Source organism: Domibacillus iocasae (assembly GCF_001750285.1).
Classification (GTDB): Bacteria; Bacillota; Bacilli; order Bacillales; family Domibacillaceae; genus Domibacillus; species Domibacillus iocasae.
On sequence record NZ_MAMP01000012.1, the window covers coordinates 296,171 to 319,143 of the forward strand.

General features: G+C 45.4%; 25 protein-coding genes and 1 riboswitch. Of the genes, 4 read left to right on the plus strand and 21 right to left on the minus strand.

Going from position 1 to position 22,973, the window contains the following annotated elements:
• Positions 1-104: 104 nt before the first annotated feature.
• The 11 genes from BA724_RS05950 to BA724_RS18805 form a co-directional block, all read right to left on the minus strand.
• Positions 105-773: a phosphatase PAP2 family protein gene (locus BA724_RS05950; protein WP_083256098.1), complete on the minus strand. Its 669-nt coding sequence runs from the start codon at positions 771-773 to the stop codon at positions 105-107.
• 233 nt (positions 774-1,006) lie between these two features.
• Positions 1,007-1,993, minus strand: coding sequence for a diaminopimelate epimerase (dapF, locus tag BA724_RS05955; RefSeq protein ID WP_069937738.1), 987 nt, complete (start codon positions 1,991-1,993; stop codon positions 1,007-1,009).
• A 777-nt stretch (positions 1,994-2,770) separates the two neighbouring features.
• A complete protein-coding gene (locus BA724_RS05960; protein WP_069937739.1) occupies positions 2,771-3,079 on the minus strand; it encodes a nuclease-related domain-containing protein in 309 nt (102 codons plus the stop codon).
• 189 nt (positions 3,080-3,268) lie between these two features.
• Complete coding sequence (locus BA724_RS05965) at positions 3,269-4,486, minus strand: NCS2 family permease (protein ID WP_069937740.1); 1,218 nt, start codon at positions 4,484-4,486, stop codon at positions 3,269-3,271.
• Between the two features lie 214 nt (positions 4,487-4,700).
• Entirely contained in the window at positions 4,701-5,171 is a 471-nt protein-coding gene (gene ribH / locus BA724_RS05970; RefSeq protein WP_069937741.1) for a 6,7-dimethyl-8-ribityllumazine synthase, read from the minus strand.
• A complete protein-coding gene (locus BA724_RS05975) occupies positions 5,171-6,379 on the minus strand; it encodes a bifunctional 3,4-dihydroxy-2-butanone-4-phosphate synthase/GTP cyclohydrolase II (RefSeq protein WP_069937742.1) in 1,209 nt (402 codons plus the stop codon). Before BA724_RS05975 ends, ribH begins: the two co-directional genes overlap by 1 nt.
• A 12-nt stretch (positions 6,380-6,391) precedes the next feature.
• Positions 6,392-7,036 (minus strand): riboflavin synthase, encoded by a 645-nt coding sequence (ribE, locus tag BA724_RS05980; RefSeq protein ID WP_069937743.1) that lies wholly within the window; start codon positions 7,034-7,036, stop codon positions 6,392-6,394.
• A 4-nt stretch (positions 7,037-7,040) separates the two neighbouring features.
• Positions 7,041-8,117, minus strand: a complete 1,077-nt coding sequence (gene ribD / locus BA724_RS05985) for a bifunctional diaminohydroxyphosphoribosylaminopyrimidine deaminase/5-amino-6-(5-phosphoribosylamino)uracil reductase RibD (RefSeq protein WP_069937744.1) — start codon at positions 8,115-8,117, stop codon at positions 7,041-7,043.
• A gap of 253 nt (positions 8,118-8,370) precedes the next feature.
• Positions 8,371-8,508: riboswitch (FMN riboswitch) on the minus strand.
• Between the two features lie 18 nt (positions 8,509-8,526).
• Positions 8,527-8,796 carry a hypothetical protein gene (locus tag BA724_RS05990; protein ID WP_083256100.1) on the minus strand — a complete coding sequence of 90 codons (270 nt, stop codon included), beginning with the start codon at positions 8,794-8,796 and terminating at the stop codon, positions 8,527-8,529.
• Positions 8,797-8,977: 181 nt separating this feature from the next.
• A complete protein-coding gene (locus tag BA724_RS18800; protein WP_245676157.1) occupies positions 8,978-9,166 on the minus strand; it encodes a Dyp-type peroxidase domain-containing protein in 189 nt (62 codons plus the stop codon).
• Positions 9,127-9,654 (minus strand): hypothetical protein, encoded by a 528-nt coding sequence (locus tag BA724_RS18805; RefSeq protein ID WP_069937747.1) that lies wholly within the window; start codon positions 9,652-9,654, stop codon positions 9,127-9,129. Before BA724_RS18805 ends, BA724_RS18800 begins: the two co-directional genes overlap by 40 nt.
• 361 nt (positions 9,655-10,015) lie before the next feature.
• On the opposite strand from BA724_RS18805, the gene BA724_RS06005 reads away from it, so the two are divergent.
• Positions 10,016-10,567 (plus strand): GNAT family N-acetyltransferase, encoded by a 552-nt coding sequence (locus BA724_RS06005; protein ID WP_069937748.1) that lies wholly within the window; start codon positions 10,016-10,018, stop codon positions 10,565-10,567.
• A gap of 386 nt (positions 10,568-10,953) precedes the next feature.
• Here the strand turns inward: BA724_RS06005 and BA724_RS06010 are convergent, their stop codons facing one another.
• Positions 10,954-11,526 (minus strand): NAD(P)-binding protein, encoded by a 573-nt coding sequence (locus BA724_RS06010; protein ID WP_169818511.1) that lies wholly within the window; start codon positions 11,524-11,526, stop codon positions 10,954-10,956.
• Between BA724_RS06010 and BA724_RS06015 the strand changes: the two genes are divergently transcribed.
• Positions 11,517-12,317 carry an NAD kinase gene (locus BA724_RS06015; RefSeq protein WP_069937750.1) on the plus strand — a complete coding sequence of 267 codons (801 nt, stop codon included), beginning with the start codon at positions 11,517-11,519 and terminating at the stop codon, positions 12,315-12,317. The two genes, BA724_RS06010 and BA724_RS06015, sit on opposite strands and share 10 nt — an antisense overlap.
• A gap of 149 nt (positions 12,318-12,466) precedes the next feature.
• Here BA724_RS06015 and BA724_RS06020 read toward each other — a convergent pair whose 3' ends face one another.
• Complete coding sequence (locus tag BA724_RS06020; protein WP_069937751.1) at positions 12,467-13,414, minus strand: aldo/keto reductase; 948 nt, start codon at positions 13,412-13,414, stop codon at positions 12,467-12,469.
• A 12-nt stretch (positions 13,415-13,426) separates the two neighbouring features.
• The gene (locus BA724_RS06025) at positions 13,427-14,425 is read right to left on the minus strand and encodes a Gfo/Idh/MocA family protein (RefSeq protein ID WP_069937752.1); all 999 of its coding nucleotides are present in this window, start codon (positions 14,423-14,425) and stop codon (positions 13,427-13,429) included.
• Between the two features lie 122 nt (positions 14,426-14,547).
• On the opposite strand from BA724_RS06025, the gene BA724_RS06030 reads away from it, so the two are divergent.
• Positions 14,548-15,396, plus strand: coding sequence for a helix-turn-helix transcriptional regulator (locus BA724_RS06030; protein ID WP_069937753.1), 849 nt, complete (start codon positions 14,548-14,550; stop codon positions 15,394-15,396).
• A 459-nt stretch (positions 15,397-15,855) separates the two neighbouring features.
• On the opposite strand, the gene BA724_RS06035 is transcribed toward BA724_RS06030, so the two are convergent.
• The 3 genes from BA724_RS06035 to BA724_RS18540 form a co-directional block, all read right to left on the minus strand.
• Positions 15,856-16,095: a hypothetical protein gene (locus tag BA724_RS06035; RefSeq protein WP_069937754.1), complete on the minus strand. Its 240-nt coding sequence runs from the start codon at positions 16,093-16,095 to the stop codon at positions 15,856-15,858.
• A gap of 219 nt (positions 16,096-16,314) precedes the next feature.
• Positions 16,315-16,494, minus strand: a complete 180-nt coding sequence (locus tag BA724_RS06040) for a YjzC family protein (protein ID WP_069937755.1) — start codon at positions 16,492-16,494, stop codon at positions 16,315-16,317.
• Positions 16,495-16,531: 37 nt separating this feature from the next.
• Entirely contained in the window at positions 16,532-16,696 is a 165-nt protein-coding gene (locus BA724_RS18540; protein ID WP_169818512.1) for a hypothetical protein, read from the minus strand.
• Positions 16,697-16,861: 165 nt separating this feature from the next.
• On the opposite strand from BA724_RS18540, the gene BA724_RS06045 reads away from it, so the two are divergent.
• Positions 16,862-17,866 (plus strand): LLM class flavin-dependent oxidoreductase, encoded by a 1,005-nt coding sequence (locus BA724_RS06045; RefSeq protein ID WP_069937756.1) that lies wholly within the window; start codon positions 16,862-16,864, stop codon positions 17,864-17,866.
• A gap of 131 nt (positions 17,867-17,997) precedes the next feature.
• Here the strand turns inward: BA724_RS06045 and BA724_RS06050 are convergent, their stop codons facing one another.
• From BA724_RS06050 to BA724_RS06070, 4 genes are all read right to left on the minus strand, one after another.
• The gene (locus BA724_RS06050; RefSeq protein WP_069937757.1) at positions 17,998-18,231 is read right to left on the minus strand and encodes an ABC transporter; all 234 of its coding nucleotides are present in this window, start codon (positions 18,229-18,231) and stop codon (positions 17,998-18,000) included.
• 544 nt (positions 18,232-18,775) lie between these two features.
• A complete protein-coding gene (locus BA724_RS06060; RefSeq protein WP_141719880.1) occupies positions 18,776-19,009 on the minus strand; it encodes a hypothetical protein in 234 nt (77 codons plus the stop codon).
• A 19-nt stretch (positions 19,010-19,028) separates the two neighbouring features.
• On the minus strand, positions 19,029-21,623 hold the full coding sequence (locus tag BA724_RS06065) for a polynucleotide kinase-phosphatase (protein WP_069937760.1): 2,595 nt from the start codon (positions 21,621-21,623) through the stop codon (positions 19,029-19,031).
• The gene (locus tag BA724_RS06070; protein WP_069937761.1) at positions 21,620-22,972 is read right to left on the minus strand and encodes a 3' terminal RNA ribose 2'-O-methyltransferase Hen1; all 1,353 of its coding nucleotides are present in this window, start codon (positions 22,970-22,972) and stop codon (positions 21,620-21,622) included. The genes BA724_RS06065 and BA724_RS06070 overlap by 4 nt, the downstream gene beginning before the upstream one ends.
• Between the last annotated feature and the right edge of the window lies 1 nt (position 22,973).

Genomic DNA, 22,973 nt, shown 5'->3' on the forward strand with positions numbered 1-22,973 from the left:
CAATTTTAAAGACGCATAGAAGTTAACTTTATCCTTTTGTTTAGGCCGAAATTACGTCACTTTCAGCCGAAAAACCGGCTGCTAATGACAAAAAAACGGCTTTCTCATCGTCGAGAAAGCCGCCGGTTAACCCGATATTCACTAAAATGAAACAGCATAATCCAAAAAAACAGCCACGCTGCGCCGATCGAAAAGCCCGCGATTACATCACTTGGGTAATGGACACCAAGATAAATACGGGTCAGGCCGACAAGGAGGATCATGGAGCCCGCAAGCACAGCGGCAACCACCTTTTTCCATTTTCCTTTCAACAACCGGAACAGCATAAATGACAGGGCACCATAAAAAATAAACGAACCCATGGAATGGCCGCTCGGAAAACTGTAACCGCCCTGCTCAATTAACGGCAAAATATCCGGACGCTGGCGTTTAAACTGTTCTTTTAAAAATCCGTTAAACGCGCCGCCAATCCCATTAACAAGGAGAAAAAACAACGCCCATCCATACCATCTGCGGATAATAAGAAACAGTGCGATCAGACCAGTCGCAACCGTTAAAAACTTCACCGAAGCGAGATCAGTTATAAACACCATCCTGGCAGTGCGGCCTTCATTCACCCATGACTGCACCTCATGGATAATTTTTGTATCAAAAGCCGCCACTTCATTTTCCTGAAGGGCGTCGACAACTTCAAAAAATCCCCATGTAAAAAAAAGCAAAAAAACAACTAGTGCTCCGTAATAAGCGTATGGCCTCCAGTTTTTCTTCTTCAATACGGTTCTTCCTTTCTTCTTCTTTATCCTTTTATGTACCCTCTTTACACAAAAAAATCCAGGAATGCATCCTGGATTCAGGCTGTTGGCAAATGCCCGCTTTCAGCGTCACTTGCCGGATGTGAAGGCTTATGACTCCCAAAGGTCAATCGGCATTCCTGGAAAGACAAACGTTTAATCAGCTTGCTTTCTGACTTTGTGTATATTCTGAAATCCCGAAATGCAACCTGGATTTAAAAAACATGTACGGCTAAATATGATTCCGCTTCTTCCCGAAGCTTTTCATAAGCGGCTTGTTCTTCAAACGTTTTTTGATTGTGGACTGTAAATTGGTCTGGGGCTGATAGATCGAGCTGAATCGTGCCTTCAAACATGTACGTGCCGTTGCCGATCAAATCAATCGAGTAGCGGTCTGCCTCGTGTTGATGCACTTCACAGCGGACTTTCCCGCCATTGTTAAAAACGTCAATCGGTGTTTCATAATCGTTTAATCCGAGCTGGCACGTCGTCAATGTTGAAGCGGACATTGCCGTACCGCATGCGTTTGTAAAGCCAACGCCGCGTTCAAATGTCCGGACATAAAGCGTGCCTTTTTCAATTGGATGAACAAAGCTGACGTTCACCCCATCCGGCGTAATATTATTTTCGCCATTTAACATTTCAGCAATCCGTTTTTGTTCATTCGACGCGATCATCTCCCGGCTTCCGACCGCGATTAAGTGTGGATTCGGTACAGCAACCGCTGAAAATCGGATCGAATCCGATAAGGCTGGAACGGTTTCATTAAACAAACGTTCTTTACCAATCGTCATCGGCAAGTCGGAGAGATTAAACAAAACAGGGGAAATTTCCACACGATACGCCGGCACGCCTTCATAAATAGTCCCATCTCGTTTTACATAAAGGTCAGCCTTATTTGTCTCGACAACAATCTCGTTTTTTCCGAGTTTGTCTAATACATAACGTCCATGCAGGCGAAGTCCGTTTCCGCACATCGACGCTTCTGAGCCGTCACTATTAAAAATACGCATTTTTGCGTCCGAATGACTGCTTTCCATCACAAAAACGATACCATCTGCGCCAATACCGGTTTCGCGGTCACAAAGCGCCAGCGACAAATCACGACGGTTTTCTTCGGTGAACGTGTACCCGTTCGTCCACTCATCAATTAAAATAAAATCATTTCCTGACCCGTGGCCTTTAATAAATTGAATCTTCAACCTAAATCCCTCTTTCACAGCTAATTTGTTTTGTATAGTATAGCAGATTTAAGCGCGGCGGTGCGACTTCTTGGAAGGATCGTGCGATTTTCAGCTTAACGGATGCGATCATACTTGCAATGGTGCGATTCTGTCATCAACTAGTGCGTTTTTTAATTTCCTCATGTCCCGCACATGCGCACTTCCCTCTATCGTACTCACTGGCTGAAGCAGGCGGTACACCGTAAAACGTGAAGTGACCTTCAAAAAGTCCATGCACTGTTTTGTTATGATCCGTTCTCCAAATAATGTGCCGTATTCATAGAGCGCCCGCAAGTGAGCGTCTTTTAATAGCTATCGGCAAGCGGGGCAGCGCCATTTGCTATGCTGGCGAATTAACGTCCACTCACTGCAAATTGGGCAACGGATTCCTTTTAAAATCTCGTTTGGAAACACATTCATTTTTCCCATGATATTTAAAGGCAGCGGCTCATGCAGAGCAGCTAATTTTTCGCCGAAAATGATAAGTTCCTGATTGTATGGAAGTGGTTCTGTAAAGTTTTGAAGCTTTGAAGATAGTTCATTCGGATAAAGAAGTTGTACGGAGATCTTTTTATCTGGCGGCTCAATTACAAGCCGGGTATGAGGATTTGTTAAAAGGTGTATGCTTTTACCTAAACATGAGGCAAACGGTATGTTTCAAGAAGGTTTTGCATATGATCTTGATGCCTCCGTATTTGCAGAAAGGGATTCGTCATCACTTCTTGATTTCGGATCATTTGACGTGACTGTGAATCATTAATGAAGCGAGTCCGCGTAATTTTTCACTTCTAGAATAATGGCTGTTTTTCCAGTCAGCACGAGTGTGTCAATCTGAAAAAAAGTCCCCATCTCTGTTTTGAGCCGCAGATCATGAAGAAACAAAAAGTGCCGGTGCGGCAACTCACGCAAATAAAAGTCCACTTGCTTTTTTCCTTGATATCCTGCCTGCTCTTGATGAAGCTGCTTCTTTAATGCTGGAATCGCTTTATGATGCGGTGAAATCCTTTCCAGCAAAATTTCCGTTTGTAAAATCGAAGACGGTTTTTCGCAATATTTAATAAACAAGGAACACTCTTTCTTTTTGTTAGAGATATTCAATCAACATGGCCAAAACCTTTTTATTTTTATAAAGAGTTGATGAATATTTTGTAAACGAAGATGATGGAGTGCGATATTTTGTCAGTGGTGCGCGCCACACTATGCATTTAACACATTTATCCGAAAATAAAAAACCCGCCTCGAGAGGCGGATTTTTTAGTGAATCATTGTATTCATCAGGAACAGCACCGCGATAACATACATCGGAACGGGTACTTCGCGGAATCGTCCACGGGTCATTTTTAAAAGTGGATACAAAATGAATCCGGCTGCAATGCCGTCTGCGATGCTCGATGTAATCGGAATAATCGCAATAATGGCAAGCGCAGGAATTGATTCGGTCCAGTCTGCAAAAGAAAGCTGGCGGATATTTAGTGTCATTAACACACCGATAATGATTAAAATCGGTGCAACGGCTGAGCCCGGCACCATGTTTAAATACGGCGCCGCGACAAACGCAAGTGGAAACAACAGCCCGGCGACTAGCGGCACAAGACCGGTCCGTCCGCCGGAAGCAATGGGTGCCGCGCTTTCAACGGCTGATACATTTGCACTTGATCCCACAAGGCCGCTCGCCACGACCGCAAAAGCATTAGACTGGACCGCCCGCTGAAATTTCTGCGGCTGCTCCGCCAACTTCAAGTGGCCGTGTACGAGGCCGATATTTTCAAACAACAGAACCATCGTTAATGAAAAGACCGCCGGAATGAAGACAACAGGTGACACTTCTTCAACCGTCCAGGCACCAAATACGGAAGTATAACTCGTCATGCCGACAGCACCTGATATGTCGGGAAGCGTGCCGAACAGCCAGGCGATGCCGGTACCGGCTAAAATCACCCAAATAAACACGCCCGGTACTTTCCGCCAAAACAGTAAGACCGCAAGAAGCAGCGTTAAAAGGGATGCCCACGTAAGTCCTGCTTTTTCCACACCAATAACAATAAGAAACAGCCCAAGGCCAATTGTGATCGCTTCTTTCAGCGAGGACGGCACGATGTCATTTAGTTTTCCGGCGATCGGCGTCAAGGTGACAGCCGTAAATAATAAACCGGAAACGACCGTGACGCCAAGGGCCTGCTGCCACGTCATACCCATTTCATTGACAAAGGTGTACGCGAACATTGCATTGATGCCCATGCCTGGCACGATAATGATCGGTGCGTTCGCCCAAAGCGCCATGATCAAACACCCAGCGGCGGCTGAAACGATTGTCGCCGCGGCTGCTGCTTCAAATGGCATACCTGCTTCTGACAAAATGAGCCCGTTCACTGCGATAATATAAATGACTGTTAAAAAACCGGTCATTCCCGCAGACAATTCCTTCACGAAAGTCGTTCCATGTTCGCGAAGCTTAAAAATTCCTCCATTCATTGATAAAACCTGCTTACTGTGAAGCGCCCTCTCCCTACCCGCTGAAAGCCCGCTATCTAAAATAGCATGAAGGTTCAAAGACTAAACCCGCGGCGTCCTGCCGTCCCGCTCGGAGCTGCTACATCCTGTAGCACTCGCCCGACTAGGTCGTCCTGTCCGTCGCAACATCTTTGTGACCTGCACCCTGCAGGCCTCAGCCACGCTAGCGATTATATCATGCGTCGAATGAACGAAGCAAGTTCGCCATTTCAATAGCGGACATCGCTGCATCCCAGCCTTTGTTGCCTGCTTTTGTGCCTGCACGTTCAATGGCTTGTTCAATCGTATCCGTTGTCAGAAGACCGAAGATTACTGGTACTCCTGTTTGCATGCCGGCTTGCGCGGTGCCTTTTGCCGCTTCGCTGCAGACATAGTCAAAGTGGGCTGTTGCACCGCGAATCACAGCGCCCAACGTAATAATCGCATCATACTTTCCGCTGTCAGCCATTTTTTTAGCGACAAGCGGCAATTCAAACGCACCCGGCACCCAGGCGATATCGATATTTTCTTCCTCAACGCCATGACGGATAAATCCATCTTGTGCGCCCCCAATCAGCTTGCTTGTAATAAATTCATTGAAACGACCGGCAACGATGCCTACTTTTAGTCCGCTTCCAATTAAATGTCCTTCAAATGTTTTTCCCATTATTCATTCTCCTCTTTTACATGTAATAAGTGGCCAAGCTTTGAAATTTTCGTTTTTAAATAGTTGCGATTGTCGTCATTGGCTGGCATTTCGATTGGTACGCGTTCTACAATATCGAGCCCGTAGCCGTTTAAGCCGGTAATTTTACGCGGATTGTTTGTTAAGAGCCGCATTTTTGAAATGCCGAGGTCACGCAAAATTTGGGCGCCAATGCCGTAATCGCGCAGGTCATCTTTAAAGCCGAGCTTGACGTTTGCTTCCACAGTATCATATCCCTGCTCCTGCAATTCGTAGGCTTTCAGCTTGTTGATCAGCCCGATACCGCGGCCTTCCTGGCGCATATATAAAAGCACGCCACGGCCTTCTTCTTCAATTTGTTGAAGAGCTGCATGAAGCTGTGGACCACAGTCACAGCGATGAGAGCCAAAAATGTCTCCTGTCAGACATTCGGAATGAACGCGTACAAGCACCGGTTCATCGCCAGAAATATCGCCTTTCACGAGTGCCACATGATCTTTGCCGGTTAAGTCTTCTTCGTAGCCAACCGCACGGAAATAACCAAAATCAGTCGGCAGCTGAATGTCCGCTTCTCGGCGAATCAATGTTTCACGACCGCGGCGATAAGCAACCAGCTGTTCAATCGTAATGATTTTCAAATCAAATTTTTTCGCCATCAATTCTAACTCTGGCAGCCGGGCCATCGTACCGTCATCGTTCATGACTTCGCAAATAACACCAGCCGGTTTAAACCCAGCAAGCTTCGCCAGGTCAACCGCAGCTTCGGTATGCCCGGTTCTCCGCAGCACGCCTCCTGCTTTAGCAATTAGCGGGAAAATATGCCCCGGCCGTTTAAAATCAGCCGGCACGGACGCATCATCCACCATTGCTTTTACCGTATCCGCCCGTTCAAAAGCACTAATGCCTGTTGTTGTGGATTTATGATCGATACTGACGGTAAACGCCGTACCATGGCTGTCCGTATTATGCTCCACCATTGTGTGAAAATGAAGCCGGTGCGCAATCTGTTCTTCGACCGGCACACAAATGAGACCGCGTCCTTCTTTTGCCATAAAATTGATCATAGCTCCATCGACAAGTTCTGCAATGCCGACAAGGTCGCCTTCATTTTCTCGGTCTTCGTCGTCAACGACAATAATTACTTTTCCTTGTTTTAAATCGTTAATGGCTTCTTCAACTGTCGCAAACATGGATGTTCCTCCTTACAAATAGCCGTTCTCTTTTAATAAATCCATGGTGACGCCGCGCTTAGGTGCTTCTTTTTTCTCCAGCATATTGCCGACGTATTTTGCCAGCATGTCGCATTCAATATTAACAGCATCCCCAACGCCTTTAGACGCTAAAATCGTTTCATCGCGCGTATGCGGAATGAGTGACACCGTTACGTCGTTATCCGTTACGCCAAATAAAGTAAGCGAGGTGCCGTCAAGTGCAATCGAGCCTTTGTATAAAAAGTAACGGCCAAGCCCTTCCGGATAAGAAATCGTGACATAAAGTGCGTTTTCTTCCTGCTTTTTCGAGACAATATGACCGACACCGTCGACATGTCCCGAGACAAAATGACCGCCGAACCGGCCGTTCGCCGCCATCGCCCGTTCTAAGTTCACGCGCGTTCCGGGCGTGAGCGACGCAAGAGCAGTTGATTTAAATGTTTCCGGCATCACATCGGCCGCAAAATTTGTTTTTGTAAATGCCGTTACCGTCAGGCAGACTCCGTTTACGGAAATGCTGTCGCCAAGCTTTACATCTGTCAGCATGGTTTTGGCCGCAATCGTCAGCTGCAGCGATTTGCCGCCGCGGACGATTCGCTCGACGGTACCGATTTCTTCTATTATACCTGTAAACATGTGATCACCTTTTTTCCATGACGATTTTCAAATCCGGACCGATCCGATCCATCGAAATAAACGCAAGATCAAGTGCTTCGTCCATGGAGGAGCCGCCAAGTCCGCCAAAAGAGGACGGAGCGGATTTTCCGCCGATTAATTTCGGCGCCATATACATGACGAGTCGGTTAAACGCGCCAATGTCTAAAAACGACGCATTCATTTCAGCCCCAGCTTCTACGAAAAGCGTCATAATATTCATTTTGCCCAGTTCATCAAGCACCGCATCAATAGCCATATACGGCAGCCGGATGACTGTGACTCCCTCATCTTCTAAGGCACGCTGTTTTTTCGTCTGTGCATCCGCTGCGCAAAAAATAATCGTTTTTGCTTCTTTGTTTTGAATGATATGAAAATCAAGCGGAACGCGTAAATGCGTATCCAGTAAAATCCGAATCGGGTTTTTCCCTCCCTGGGGCAGACGGGAGGTGAGGAGCGGGTTGTCGAGCAGGACGGTCCCGATGCCTGTTAAAATAGCATCGTGACGGCTTCTGAGAAGGTGTACGTCTTCTCTGGCGGCCTCGCTCGTAATCCAGCGGCTGTGCCCGGTGTGGGCGGCTGTTTTGCCGTCGGCGGTGACAGCGGTTTTAATCGTGACATAAGGCCGTTTCGTCTGAATAAAATGAAAAAAAGGTGTTAATAATTCCGTTGCTTTTTGTTCGCAAATGCCGGTCTTGACTTCAATTCCGGCTGCCTGCAGTTTTTCGATGCCTTTTCCACCTACAAGCGGATTCGGATCAACAGCGGCAATGAACACACGCCGTATGCCTTTTTCAATAATAAGGTCAGCGCATGGTGGTGTTTTGCCAAAATGGGCACATGGTTCAAGTGTCACATAAATGTCAGCGTCTTTTGACTCATCACCTGCTTGAGCGAGCGCATTTACTTCTGCATGTGCTTCTCCTGCTTTTAAGTGGGCGCCCATTCCGAGAATCCGTCCATCTTTTACGACAACAGCGCCTACGGGCGGGTTCGGTGATGTTTGGTGCGCGGCGCTTTGGGCAAGCGACAGTGCAAGATTCATATATTGGTCTTCATTCATTAGAAGGGAACCCCCTTTTTTCAAAATACCGCCTGTACACAAGAAAAACGTAAGGCGCTTGTTTATCGGTGACAAGCATAAGACGAGTGCTGAAGGAGGTGCTTTTTGCCTCCAGAAGGGCTTGTCTTATGACCTCGAACCGATGGCGCCTGAAGCTGGACAAAGAAAAGCCCCGCATTGATTGTCAATACGGGGCTTTTGGTCATCAAGAAATAAACGTTTTCTTCCTGAAAAAAATTCAGAAAACGCGTTTTGTCCTTTCCTCCCATCCAGACTTTCACTGTCGGCTCCGGAATCGCACCAGATCCACCGCACGTATGCGGGTCACGGACTAAGGGCTTTAGCGCCCATCACCGCCGGTCGGGAGTTGCACCCTGCCCCGGAAAGGTTTATTCGAATGTTGCTCTTATTATGAACCTTCTTTAAATCGTCTGTCAAGCAAGTGTTTCTTGTTTTTTTTCATCCATACAGCAAGTGCCATAATGACAATAGGCAGAAGGAACTGCGTTAAAACCGTTTCAAGCGTCGGGTACAAGAGGGCCGCCTCAATAAACGGCACAGCGAATGCCGCACCGACCTGATTTTTCTCCTGGACGGCTTTTTCAACAGATGACATTGCTGCATCCACTTCTTTAGACGCCGCACTAAGCATTTTCCACTCTTCTTGAAATTTTGCCATATTTTCTTCGACCGCCGTATAGTATCCGTTTTTTCACATTCATCATCGCATCACCAATTAGTACAAATAAAGCGTCTGTGCCGGTCTTTGCGGATGCACTTTGTACGCCCATTCCGCATACAATGAACAAAACAGCGGCAAGCATAAGCAAATAACCTTTCAGCGATCCAGCCTCCTTTTTTCACACTGAAAAAACAGCACTTTCACGATGAACCGTATATTCGTTCAATTTATCATTATTCGCCAGACGGGTTTGAACCGGAAAACACTGTTCTTGAATACTTTTTTGGCAACTAATAAACGACAGCCCTGCATCAAAGCTGCCTGTTTTCAGATCAAGTCTGTCCGCATACGAGTAAGAGCGGCGCAAAGTTTCATGCTTCCGCCTCCATTTGCAAGGGCTGTGGGCGAATTTGCCGGCGGTTGTTTTTGACCCGTTTTAATCGTTATATTTGAAGCGTCAAGACCGCTCGCTTCAAATGTGTCACCCGGGGGCATCAGCACATTCGAGGCAGGTTTTCCAATCTCTTTGCCTTCCGCTATCGCCGCCACAGCCGATTCTTTTTGATCGGCTGACGCTTTGAACGCAAGCAAACTGCCGGCGCCTGATGCTCCGACCAACAGGCCCGTCACACCAATTCCGTCCGCTTTTAGTACATTACGCCGTGACTCTTCTTTTTTAAGGTCATCCACATTACAACACCTCCGTCCGATACCAAGCTGCGAAAGAGGTTCAGCCAGTGCATCAATGGCTTGGCTCAATTGTTTTACTTCTGCTTTTGTTAAATCAGTATAAAGCGTATAAGCATCGTCTTCTTTTTGATTGTTAAGCAGCGTACACATCGCTGAATTGCGCATCAATTTCTGCTGACAGTGCTTCGGCTTTTTTTCTCAAGCTCCGGCTGCAGCAGAGTAAATTAAAGCTTTTAAAAAAATGTCGAAAAAATTTTAAATTTACGTTTAAAACCTATTTTCAAACGGGTAAAAATCTTATATTATGAAAATAACAACGACATATTATTGCTAGTTGTAGTGGGAAGGCAAATGGTGCGCCACCGGTTTCTTCAATCGGTTCTAATGGGTTCGATTCCCATCCCGAAATTTTTTGTGGACAGGCTGATGTTGTCATGGTCTTGTTTGATTGTTAAAAAATTTCGAGGGTGAATCGGAACGCTTATGAACCGTTATACCCTCAGTATGTAAAAAGGAGGGAATTACCATGTTGAAGAAGCGCGATGTTCATGAAAGTCATACTTTGTTTGATTTGATGACGCACCCGGAAGTCTTCCCTTTTGTGCGCCATAAAGTCCAGTCTTATGAAGAATTTGTTTTCGTGACAAAACAAAATATTGAGTCAGAGGAACGCGGCGAAATGATTTCGCGGACGATCCTTGATGAATGGGGCAATCCGATCGGCACGATTAACTTATATGACATACAAAACGGCGCCGGCTTTCTCGGCACATGGCTTGGCAAGCCATATCACGGCAAAGGCTACAATGCGCCGGCCAAAGAAGAATTTTTCAAAGAGCTGTTCTACGAGGCAGGCATTGAATCTATTTATATGTCGATTCGCAAAGTGAATATCCGCTCACGTAAAGCTGCAGAAAAACTGCCTTATGTAGTCCCGGCCAATGAAACACGCCCGGATGTATATGCCAAATTAAATAAAACCGAAGCTGTATTTGATTTATACGAAGTACCAAAAGACCTCTTCACGCTTTATTTGATGCGCAAAGATCAGGAAAACGAACAGGCGATGGAAGCGTAACACCCATTCCGAAGAACCCCTCAATGCGTACCTTACCTTCAAATAAGAAGCGGACGATCCGTTCACCCAGTGACCAAAACCCAAAAAAGGCTGTCTTCCATTTGGAGACAGCCTTTTCATATTGTTGAAGAACAAAATTGTCAAGAAGAAGTTCATTTTTCAAGTGGGATTTTCGAGCGAAAATCTTCACCGCGAAATGGAATCGACAAATGCAACGCTTAAAGATGGAAACGACTCGTTTATCCAGTTCATCTGTCTTTTTTGAACCGGAGCCGATAGGTGAAGCCTTGCCGGACTGCGCTAACAGCAGGGGCAAACGCTGAACCAGCCACCACTGCGCGCCGGGCAGCTAAGATCAGCGAGCCGCAAAGCGGTAAAGCTTGAGCTTAGCGCCTGCCCCACGGAAAGCGCAGCTCCGAGAATACTGCCCCTTTCTGACTTCGACTGAGCCCTGCCGCATCTCGTTTTCTAAAGGAGCTTATGCACTCTATCACTTGTTCGTTAACGTCTTTTTTGGCAGCTACAGTTAATAGCTGAAAACAAAAAATGTCCATATCGGTATAGTCTGTGGTCTGCCACAGCTCGCTGCCGTCCGGAAACAAATTCCGCGTATGGCGGGTCACTTTTTCAAATTGAAAGTAGTCATCCGGATTTTTGCCCGTTTGCCTGATCACTTCCTTGAACACATGCGGCATTGTCATTATATCCGGACCGAAGTTAAAATAAAATCCTCCTGCGTTGATACTCATCATTTTCCTACCGGCGGCATGCAGGTTTTCATCCAATACTGTTACAGCAGCTCCTTTTGACTGTAACATGATGGCAGCCGCTAAACCGCCGAGTCCCGCACCAATGACAATTACTTTTTTTACCTGACGTCCTCCTTTACTATTGCCGCCATTATAAATTAGAATGGATGTATCTTGTATATTAAAGGGGTTTTGAGCCAATGGAATCAAGAAGAAATATGTTTTTCTCCTATAAAAAAGATCCTGCAAAACTAAACGATATCCAAGCACTAATGACAATTGCTAAAGAGCAGGGATTTACCATTGTCGACCGCTCAGCAGATGCGAATATTATTGTAGCGATTGGTGGAGACGGGGCGTTTTTGCAGGCGGTCCGAAAATCGGGGTTCCGTGATGACTGCCTGTACGTTGGGGTAACGGATGAAGTCGAAGCAAGCTTGTATTGCGACTTCCACATTCACGATCGTGATGCAATGATTGAAGCGATTCAAACGGCCGGCGTAGAAGTACGCCGCTATCCGGTCCTTGATGTTCATTTAGACGGCCATACTCATTTTCATTGCTTAAATGAACTGTCAGTCCGCTCATCTATTATTAAAACATTCGTCATCGACATTCATATTGACGATTTGCATTTTGAAACGTTCCGTGGTGACGGGATTGTCGTGTCTACGCCAACAGGCAGCACCGCGTATAACCGGTCGCTGAACGGGGCCGTTGTGGATCCGCGTATTCCGTGCATGCAGGTAAGCGAAATTGCATCCCTGAACAACAACCAGTTCCGTACGCTCGGCTCGCCGTTCGTTTTAGGCGACAGCCGCAAGCTGACGCTAAGCATCGTGCAGGACGGCAATGACTATCCGATTATCGGTCTTGATAACGAAGCACTCAGTGTACAAAGTATAAAAAACATTGAAGTGGAAATGTCGGGGAAAATTATTAAAACGGTCAAACTCAAAAACAATTCGTTCTGGCACAAAGTGCAGCGGACATTTTTGTAAAAAAGAAGCGGATCCTTTTCAGGTCCGCATTTTCTTCATTTGTGTCCAGTTTTTTAAATTTGTGTTCATTTATCGGGATTTGTGTCCATTTAAACGAATTTATGTCCACTTATCAAAGTTTGTGCCCATTCAGACCCCGTTGTGTCCAATCACCAAGATTTATGTACATTCCCGCCATTCTCCAGCCAATCCACTTCTTCTTTCGTCAGCACAATGTCCGCCCCTTTTTTACAGGAAAGAAGCTCGGTTTCGTTTTGAGCCCCGATAATTGCGCATGTTGGAAATGCCTGATTGAGTGCGTAGGCGAGCGCAATTTGAATTTGACTGACGCTTTTTTCTTTTGCCAATTGCTCAGCACGATGCAGCCGGTCCCAGTTGGCGTCGCTATAAAATACGCGGACGAGGTCTTCATTGCTTCGGTCCTCCGGTGTAAAACGGCCGGTGAAAAAGCCGCGCGCCTGTGACGACCATGACAAAAGCGGCATTTGGTTTTCCTCGTACCACTTAACGTCCTCTTCATCCACCGAGATACAGCCCGGCCAAAACGGTTCATTTGGCTTTGCCAGGCTTAAATTCGGGCTACTGAAGGTGAATCCGATTACATTTTGAGAAGCCGCATACTCATTCGCTTCCTGAATCCGCTGAACTGTCCAGTTGGAAACGCCAATTGCTTTTATGCGTCCGGCCGTCACATGCTCATGCAGCGCATCGATAATAACGTGAACCGGAACAGCCGGATCGTCGCGATGCAGTGTGTATAAATCAATGTAATCTGTTCCAAGCCGCTCTAGGCTCGTCAAAAGATCTTCCTTGATTGCCTCCGGGTTTACGCGCGGACCGTTCCCTTTCGGATGGGCACCCTTCGTTAAAATGACAACGTCTTCCCGATTTTCCCGCTCTTTCAGCCATTGGCCGATCGCGACCTCGCTTTTGCCGTCGCAATAGTTATGCGCCGTATCAATTGTATTACCGCCAATCGTAAAAAAGCTGTCCAATACCGTGCATACCTTTTCATACACATCCGGTGAAAAATAGTCTGACCCTTGAACGAGTGTAGAGACCGGTTTTGAAAGTCCCGGAATGGAAATGGTTTTCATGTTAGATTCCTCCTATTCTAGTTCTACCCGCCGTTGTTCTCTTGCGGACGTTAAGCAGGCATCGAGCACGCGCATATTTAACACCGCATCCGACGCGTCATACGGAAGCGGCTCCCCACTATAAATGCTCCGTCCGATGGCGTCTGCCTGGAGGGCATATTGATTCAGCCGTGGCACTTCCACTTCTCTCCGCCCGTTTTCCGTCAAAACAAAAAAATGATCCTGTTCGTCTTGATGAACAACAAAAGCAGAAGGTACGTCTATCCGCCCTTTTGTGCCGACAACAGACAATTCATTTTGAAAAGAAGCCCACATGCCGCATTGAAACGTGAGCGCCACTCCGTTGTCAAACTCCAATATACCGGACGCCATCATATCCACATCATCATGCTCAGGTGAAAATAACGCGTGAATAGAGGCGGCAGCAGGCTCCTGGCCGAGAATAAGACGTGCGGCACTGATTGGGTACACACCTACATCGTATAATGACCCGCCCCCCCATTCTTTTTTATAGCGGACATTGTTTTGATCCCCCTCATTATTAAACATAAATGTTCCGTGCAGGCTGCGAACATCTCCAATTTCTCCCGATTGAATAATGTCTTGAATCATTGTATAACGCGGGTGATAGCGGTACATAAACGCCTCCGCAAACAGGACTTTCGCCCTTTCACATGCATCTTTCATCTCTTTTGCCTGCTTTGCATCAATCGCTGCCGGCTTTTCACATAATACATGCTTGCCTGCTTCTGCTGCGCGGATCGTCCATTCTTTATGCAAATGATTTGGTAGCGGAATGTAAACGGCATCAATTTCAGGATCAGCGAGCAATTCCTCATAACTCCCATATGCTGTTTCAATGCTCATCTCTGTGGACGTTTCTTTCGCTTTGTCGATTCCACGGCTGGCAATCGCTTTCACCACGCCGGTTTCAGACTGCTGAATCCCTGGAATAACCGCTCTTTTTGCGATGCTTGCACAGCCGAGAATACCCCAGCGGATTTTATTCATTTCTCCCACTCCTCTTTTCTTTTTCATAATATGGTATTGTCATTATACAAAACCAAAAATAAACAAGATATAGAAGCTTTTTGCTTATGACCTAAAAGAATATTGCGATTGGACGTGATGAGTTGCGCAGACAATATTTATTGCCGATGCTGCAGGAACCGAACTATATTGTTCTGCCGGAATCGATTGGGTGGTACCGGGACGAACTGGATCATTATGTGGACCGGAAAGCGGGCACGTGGACGACATTCAGCATTCACTTTGTCATTGAAGGGTCTGGTTTTGTAGAAGTCGAAGGAGAGGTGCGCTGTTTAAAGCGGGGCGATGCTTTTTTCTACTTTCCGATGCATGAACAGAAATATTACAGCAGTAAAGAAGATCCATGGAGTATCCGCTGGGTTCATTTTTACGGTGAGGAGCTGAACGCCCTTTTATCAAGCCGGGGCTTTCATTGGTTTTCCCTTTGGCATATTCATGATGTGCCCACGCTCATCGAAGCGCATGAACAGCTGCTTTGGGAAGCGGAAACACATAGTTTTTTACAATTATCACAGCTCTCTACGCTCACCTACGCATTTCTTACTAGATTCATGACAAATGCAGAGCCGTGGAATGCAGAAAAAACGCCTGAGCATAATAGCCGGATCGGGGCGCTTCTTCCTCTTATGCAGCAGCGAGCATGCGAGCCGTTTGAGCTTAGTTATTGGGCAGGGAAAGCGGGAATCAGCTCCTATTATTTCTGTCGTCTTTTTAAACAGGCTGTGCATATGACACCGATGTCGTTTATAACGTTATGCCGCCTTCAGCAAAGCAAGCAATGGCTGCTCGACCATCGCGATATGAATGTAAAAGATATTGCCGAAAAAGCAGGCTATCCAAGCACAAGCTACTTTAACAAGCTTTTTTTACAGCAGGAAGGCATGACGCCGACCAAGTACCGTGAGCTGCATAGTACAGGTGTACAGAAGTGATGAACGGTATGTGGGCAAAAGACAACCTATATAAGTCGACCTTATCATTTTTTTCTTTTGCCAGATGGTGACCCCTAAAGAGTAGCCTGCATCACCAAAACCAACTTCATCACCCTTTTTTACTGTTGCTTTTGTGTGAGAGCCGTTTTGGCTTGCTGCTTTTGACAGGAGCCGACATGGCGGCGGGCACACGGCTTCACCTGTCGGCTCCTGTTCAAACCCGGCAGACATTTCTTATAAGACCGACTCATGCCTGCGTACATAAGGGATTGTTTGACAGGATGGATTCCAAAACAAATCATGATCATCTTTACACCTATACGAAACCCAATAGCCTAAACAGCCACTGTTTTCTAAAGTAAGAATCTTTCGTTCAACTTATATAGAAAATTTTTAATCATACAAAAAAAGCCAACCTATACGTGCGTTAGGAAGGCTTTTTTCATCTGCTGTTTATACTTATTTGTTTGCAATGGAAGAAAGCGTTTCATACTCTGATTTTTTCGCGGCAGGCTGGCTTTGGCGTCCTTCTTTTTCTATTTTTTTAATCGATTGGTTCAGCAGGCTTTGAATTCCTAGAGCAAAAGCCATTTCGACTTTCGGACTAAGCCTTCCCCCCGTTTCGATTAGGTCATTTAATTCTTCAAGCTTGTCCAGCATAATATCCCTGATAAATTCAATATCTTCTTTCAAGTCCATTCACTTCCCTTCTCTCATTACTTAATAATTTGTTTCTAATCATCCAGTTTATGCGCATTTTTCCCAATATATGCTGTTAAATGATTAACGCTTCTTTTCTCATAGGAAAAGATGCACGCGTAGTTCCCTTCTTGTTTTTTTCCAGAAGGCATTAAAAAGCACCCTCTTGTCAGCGCTGAAATTAGCACATCCAAAAGGGCACAGTGTTTTATGCGGCTTTTATGGTTTTGGCGCGTGGGTCCAAACACGGTTATGGTTGGTCGTTTCCGGAAAATGGTCGCCCGCTTCGAGCTTTACTTTTTGCGGGTCGTTTACCGTCGTTCCTTTTTCGCCAATTTCCACATAGAATCCATTGTTTGGCGCCTTCTGGCCAGGCTTAAACTGGTTGTTTTGCCCCATTACACTCACTCCTTTTAAAACACCTTTTTATCGCCCGTTATTTGCCTCTGCCTTTCCGGCCAAGTTGAGAGTTGCGGTTTGCCCCTTTAATTGGCTCTTCCCCAGCCGCAAATTCTGCGGAATAATCCGTTTCCTCAATATTTTTTTTCGGTGTTTTCGCATATTTTTCCACAGCATCTCTGGCCGCTTTACGTTTTACCATTTGCTTCTCACTCCTTTCGCTTGTAAGGAATCATCGACAGTTTTCCCGATTCTTTCGTTCATATTCATAACTGGTGTTCATGTTTCTCCTAAGCATTTAAGTTTGTTTTCAGCGTCTCCACTGTTACGATAGTATAGACACTTCACCAAGAAAGGACAAAATCGAATGACAACTACACAAATACCTGTCTCGGTCTTAAACTTAGCCCCTATCCGCACTGGACAGGACGCGAAAGAAGCCATCAATGCAATGGTTGATTTAGCGCAGGCGACAGAGAAAATGGGTTATAAACGATATTGGATTGCTGAGCATCACAATACGCCAACACTTGTGAGTTCAGCTACATCTATTTTAATTAAACATACGCTGGAACATACCGAACATATCCGTGTCGGATCGGGAGGCATTATGCTGCCAAACCATTCTCCGCTGGTTGTAGCCGAACAGTTTGGCACGATGGCAGCGATTTATCCAAATCGATTGGATTTAGGCCTTGGGCGTGCGCCTGGTACAGACATGAAAACCGCCAGTGCGCTAAGAAGATCGCAGCATGACACGGTTTATACATTTCCGGACGACGTCAATGCGCTTCTTACATATTTTGGACCGAAAGAGCAGCAAGGAATGGTCAAAGCATACCCTGGTGTCGGCGCGAATATTCCGCTTTACATCCTCGGTTCTTCGACGGATTCCGCGTTTTTAGCAGCTGAACTAGGTCTGCCTTATGTATTTGCTTCTCACTTTGCTCCAAGATATATGGAAGAGGCCATTTCTATTTATCGCAGCCGATTCAAGCCATCACAATATTTAGACGCTCCTTACATGATCGTCTGCCTGAATGTAATTGCAGCCCAAACGGATGAAGAAGCCCAATTTGAATCAACTACGATGCAGCAGTTTTTCTTAAATGTCGTACGCGGCTCCCAAACGCCGTTAAGTCCTCCAGTCCAAAACATGGATCAGCTGTGGAGCGGGCCGGAGAAACAAATGGCCTCCTCCATGTCAAGTGTGACGCTGATGGGAAGTAAAAATTCTATAAGGGAACAGCTGACAAGGTTCCAGGAAAAGTACAGCTTGGATGAAATTATGGCCGTCTCTTACATTTATGATCAGGATAAACAAAAACGGTCGTATGAGATTTTAAAAGAAGTCGTTGACGGAGAAATGTAACAATGCAAAAGCAAGCCCTTCTTGTGCAGGAGGGCTTGCTGTTCGTTTTCCATATTAGTGGCGGCTAAACGAATTAATCATTTATTAAAAACAGCCTCTTGTAAAAAACTAACTCCATTAGCATCTACTTTTTAACCAAAGCAACAACGCCACACTCTCTTGAATATGCAAAATCCAAAAAGAAGAAAAGCAAGGAAGCCGACTATTGCAATAATGATGTTTAAAACAGTAGCAATGCTTCCCAGGCCAACCAACCCCAAAAAACTAGATACTATCCCCAATACTACTAGCAGCAACCATGCCACACCCGTTAAAAACCCAAGGAAAATCTCAAAAAGGCTGCATGAAGAATGACCAGTTCCCATAGAAGTTCACCTCCTTTCAAAAAGAATGGTTGTTCAAAATATAGTATGCGGATGCTTAAGAGTTTGATTGAGAAAAACACACAAAAAGGCTCAAAAAAATCTCTTGTATGTGGAGACTCGGGCGCCTCATCATTTCTTGTTTTACAATTACTCTTCATCGGGTTGTACGATTCTAACTATTGGAAAGCAACCGATATCCATAGGTTAATTTTCACAAGGCTTTTGGTTTTTTCCCTTTTAAACGTCCCTCTTTGAAACAAAGACGGTTCCAGACCCCGCTCATTTAAAACAATAAACAGCAGAAAAGTATACAGGGTTCCTGCTTTTTCTTTACGTACAAAGCAGCAAACAAAAAGAATTTCTCGTTTTACGTTAAACGTAATTTCGGACACAAAAAACCATCTTGCTGTTTTTGCAAGATGGTAAAATAAATAGCACGAAGTCTTTTCATTTTATTACTCAAAATACTAGAGCCCAGGCCACTTCTTTTAAAGGATAAACACTTTAAGGTGTTGATTTTTTATTCAACCAACACCTCAACTTGTTACATTTCTTCTTGAACAATGGTTATTTTTACGGGCTGTTTCTTACTGCACTTTTTAGAAAATCCATGTTGTTCAATGATGTTATAAAATTTTCCAACTTTACTTTCACTATCAAAATATGTCTCTGAAACATTTAAACTCTTTAGATCCTCTGTTGGTTCGAAGCTAATATCACCGTTCAGTTCTTCCATCGGAGAATATTTACCACCTTCATAAACTGTAATTTTCCCCAAAATAAATAGCTGTAAATGGTTAAAGCCGTGGATCAATTATGGGATCGGATTCCAATGCCAGTACAGCCAAAACGCATTCATGTGTACGTTCCAAAGATTCCCTGGATACATAACGCTGAACTCCTTCTATTCCAAGTGCAAATTCTTTCAGGGCCGTTTTTTGTTTTTTTCCTGTGTTTCTTTTTTTCAGCCTCTCCAAATTTTGTGAAAGCAAATAGTCCATGCCGTAAATAATATGCAGGTATTTTTTTCCTCTAACCTTCAGCGAGGGCTGCAACAGTTTTTCTTTATTGTGCGCGATGAAAAATTCAGGCTTAATGACGATGCCTTCGTGTCCGTCTTTTGTAATTTCTTCCCACCAGTCGATCACTTCTTTTTCGCTCGCTTCATCTGTGATCGTTTTATACTCTGTTTCGACAAAAAAGCGAGACATGCCGGCAAGCTTGCAGTTCATCTCCATGTGCCATGTGTGCGGCTGATCAAAAAAGGTCTGGCCGCTGTGTGCCAGAATGTGAAATGGGGCAATTTGAATATCCTCCATCGACTCGACATCCCAGCAATAATATTGAAAAGCCTGCTTAAATGTATCGGCATTCTTAAGCTTTTGCTTGTACTCTTCCAGCCATTCCTTTACTTTTTCCTGTCCATCATGAGACACCTTCAGCTTTTCCACTAATCTCGTCCGGTCCAGCACCGCATTTTCAGCCACATGCGCATACTGACTGCTGATTAACTCTTTTGCTTTTACATTCCATGGCATGATTTCCGCGTCAAGAAGAACAAAATCCGTTTCATATTTTTCAAAGTAGCCGCTTTTTGTTAAGTCATGGCATAATTGTGCAAGCAGCTCTTCTTCCTGATTTCGGTTAAAAAAGCGCCGACCGGTTCTCGTGTAGATCACACCGAGTGAATCAATGCCCGTATATTTTTTTGACGCTTCACGATTCTTAAACAAAAATAAGATGGCCCGGCTGCCCATGTGCTTCTTTTCGGCAATCATGGTCTGAATTCCATTGCTTCGATAGTAATGGAATGCTTCAGCAGGGTGCTCCATGAACCTTTCTGCGGAAGCTGTTTCCGGCGTCGGGCTCATCGTTGGCGGAATGTAGACGAGCTGCTCAATTGGAACTGTCACGTGCGAGACAGCGTCAATCGCCGGCTTGACAATATCCGCTGAAACATGGACTTCTCCTAGTTCCTTTGTCAGCACGTTGTAGCCATGAATGAACTTTGCGATATTCGGCGGATTCAAGCGGTTTTTTTCCCATTCGAGCAAAGGATTGTCTGATTCCTTCGCGTAATCTTTTGCTGCCCGAACGGATACGTATTCCTTTTCCGGATAGCGAAAAGCTGTTAACTCACCGCCAAACACGACTCCTTGATCAATGTTGATCGTATTATTGATGACGAGCGGACGCGGTTTTGGATCGTGCCCCCATATAATGAGTGTCTGCCGCTCGTGGCCGATAAACCAGTCTTTCCGCACCGGTTTTCCTTTTTCATCAAACCCGTCTGTATCGCCGTACCGGCAAAAATCCTGCACCGCCGGCGACTGCTTCCCAATAAATACATCTTTGATCCCTGCATGTGTGCAAATAAGAACGGGCAGGCTGTTTTTTGTCACTACGTAATGAGACGGAGCCTTTAGAAGCAGCTTCTTTAATGCCTGCTTTGTTTCTTCTGCTTTTTCTTTTCCAGCCCGCTCTTCAAAACGGTCAAGCTCCTCTTTTACGCGCTCATCTCCATGGTTCAATGTTACCTTTCGTCCCTCCAGCCAGCGGGCAATTTTCCAGCCATGGTTGCTGTCAATCATGTAAGCAAGGTTTGCTTGTACGTGCTTATGGAAAAACAGCATCGCCTCCAGAGACTTTGGTCCCCGGCTCATAATATCGCCAAGCGATAAAAACATTCGTCCTTCTGGATGAACGTACAGATCCCGCTCGTTTTTCAAATAGCCGAGTTTTTCAAGAAGCGCAGTCATTTCATCAAAGCAGCCATGAATGTCGCCAATGACGTCAATACCGTTTCCGAGGTCGATTTCCAATGGATTCGTCTGGCGGCGAATGTGGAGATCTTCTGTGGAATCAACCGTATAAACCGCTTTGTACCCTTCTTTTTTTATAAAACGTTTTTCCCGCTTAAACGTCTGGTATTGCTGCTTAATTCGGCGTTTCCCCCGCGGATGCTCACGCCCTGCATCCCGTTTCAGAAGCTCTGCCTCTGATACATCCAATATCACCGCAATGACAGGTACATGATGTTTTTTTGCAATGTGCAGGTACCTCTTCCGGTCGTCCGGCTGAAGATTTGTCGCATCAATGATCGACAGCTTATTTAAACGGCACCGCGCTTCAATAAAAGCGTCCATCATCGCAAACGCTTCTTTTGATATGGCCCGGTATTCGTCTTTTGCATACCCCGCTTCATCCTTTGGCATGCCGCGCCAGTCCATAAATTCCTGATCGCTGACAAACACTCGAAACGCATCTGAGCTGATCACTTCCGACTGCTTGATGTCTCCCCCGTCGATTTGGGTTTTCAGAAGTGTTGACTTTCCGCTGTTTGATGGACCGATCAGCAAAACGATACCTGCATGTGGCAATGAAATGTTCATCTTTCCTCCTCCTTTCTTGTAAATACGCAGATCTGGGTCGGAAAGCCATACTGCTCATGCTCTTCTCCCGCACCGTCGAACTGAAGCTTGTAGGCCTGGTCTTTATTTCGCTCCTGGCACCAGCGCTCGAATTCAGTCCTTGTCCATTCAAAGCGGTGATCGGTATGGCGAAGTGCTTCGTTCATATTATAGACTTCGTTATATTCACGATTAGGCGTTGTCACGATGAACGTTTTTGGCTGGTATTCATGTAAAATTGTCTCAACTGCTTTTGGCAGACGATGTTCATCAATGTGCTCAATCACTTCACAAAGAATAATCACATCTCTTCCTTTCATCCGTTCATCGTAATAAAAAAGCGATCCCCACATAGGAGTCGGCTGAACAAAACCGCTTTTTTCATTTGCTTTTTCAAAACGCCGAATAGCCTGTAAAGAAGCAGATTCAGAAGGCTCCACCGCAAGTATTTCCTGCACACCAGGCAAAAAACCAAGCCGGACTGTCAGTTTTCCTTCCCCCGAACCGAAATCAACAACCGTTTTCGGCTCCTGTTGTTCAACAAGACTGATAATCTTCTCATACCTCAAGTCGTTCAGCCGCACTTTTTTCTCTTGTTTTACTGCCTCTTGAGCTGGCTCTGTTTTCTCCATTGCATTGTACAATTCTTTAAAACGAAGTGACTGACGGTAAATATATTCACGTTTTGGATGCTCTTCCAGCCAGCCTTCCCCATAACGCTGCAGCTTTTCAATTTCTTTTTCATCAATGTAATAATGCTTATAGTTGTCCATCACCGGAATGAGGATAAACAACTGGCGCAGTGTGTCCTGCAATGTTTTCATCCCGCGTAATGAAAGAAATCGGGCCGTGCTCCGGTCTTTTAAGTTTGCTGTATAATCGGTCTCTCCATATGTAATGTCCACGCTGAAGCCAAGCGGCTCAAACAGCTCCTGGATTTGCTTATCTGAAAGCGACGAAACAACAGGACCGAACTCCACATAAAGATCAAACGGATGAGGGACCCATTCCGCATACTCCTCTTTTGGCTGACCGTTCAGCGCTGTGCCGAGCGCATTACGGATAAATGAACAAAAAATACTGCTCACCGCGAATTCACGGTCATTAATATAATGGGTAATATCGTATGAGTTGGTCCGGCTGTTCGACAGCTCAATCGGGTCCGGCGTGACAAATATCGTTGCCTCTACTTCGTTTTCTTTAAACACACGATAAAAAAAGCGAACGAGATGCCCTTTTTGTTTACGCTCATACACGTTTTCTGGATTTTTTGCCAGCAGATGCGAAAGAACCTGAACATTCGTCCCCACCGCTCGTATTGTCAGCTGCACA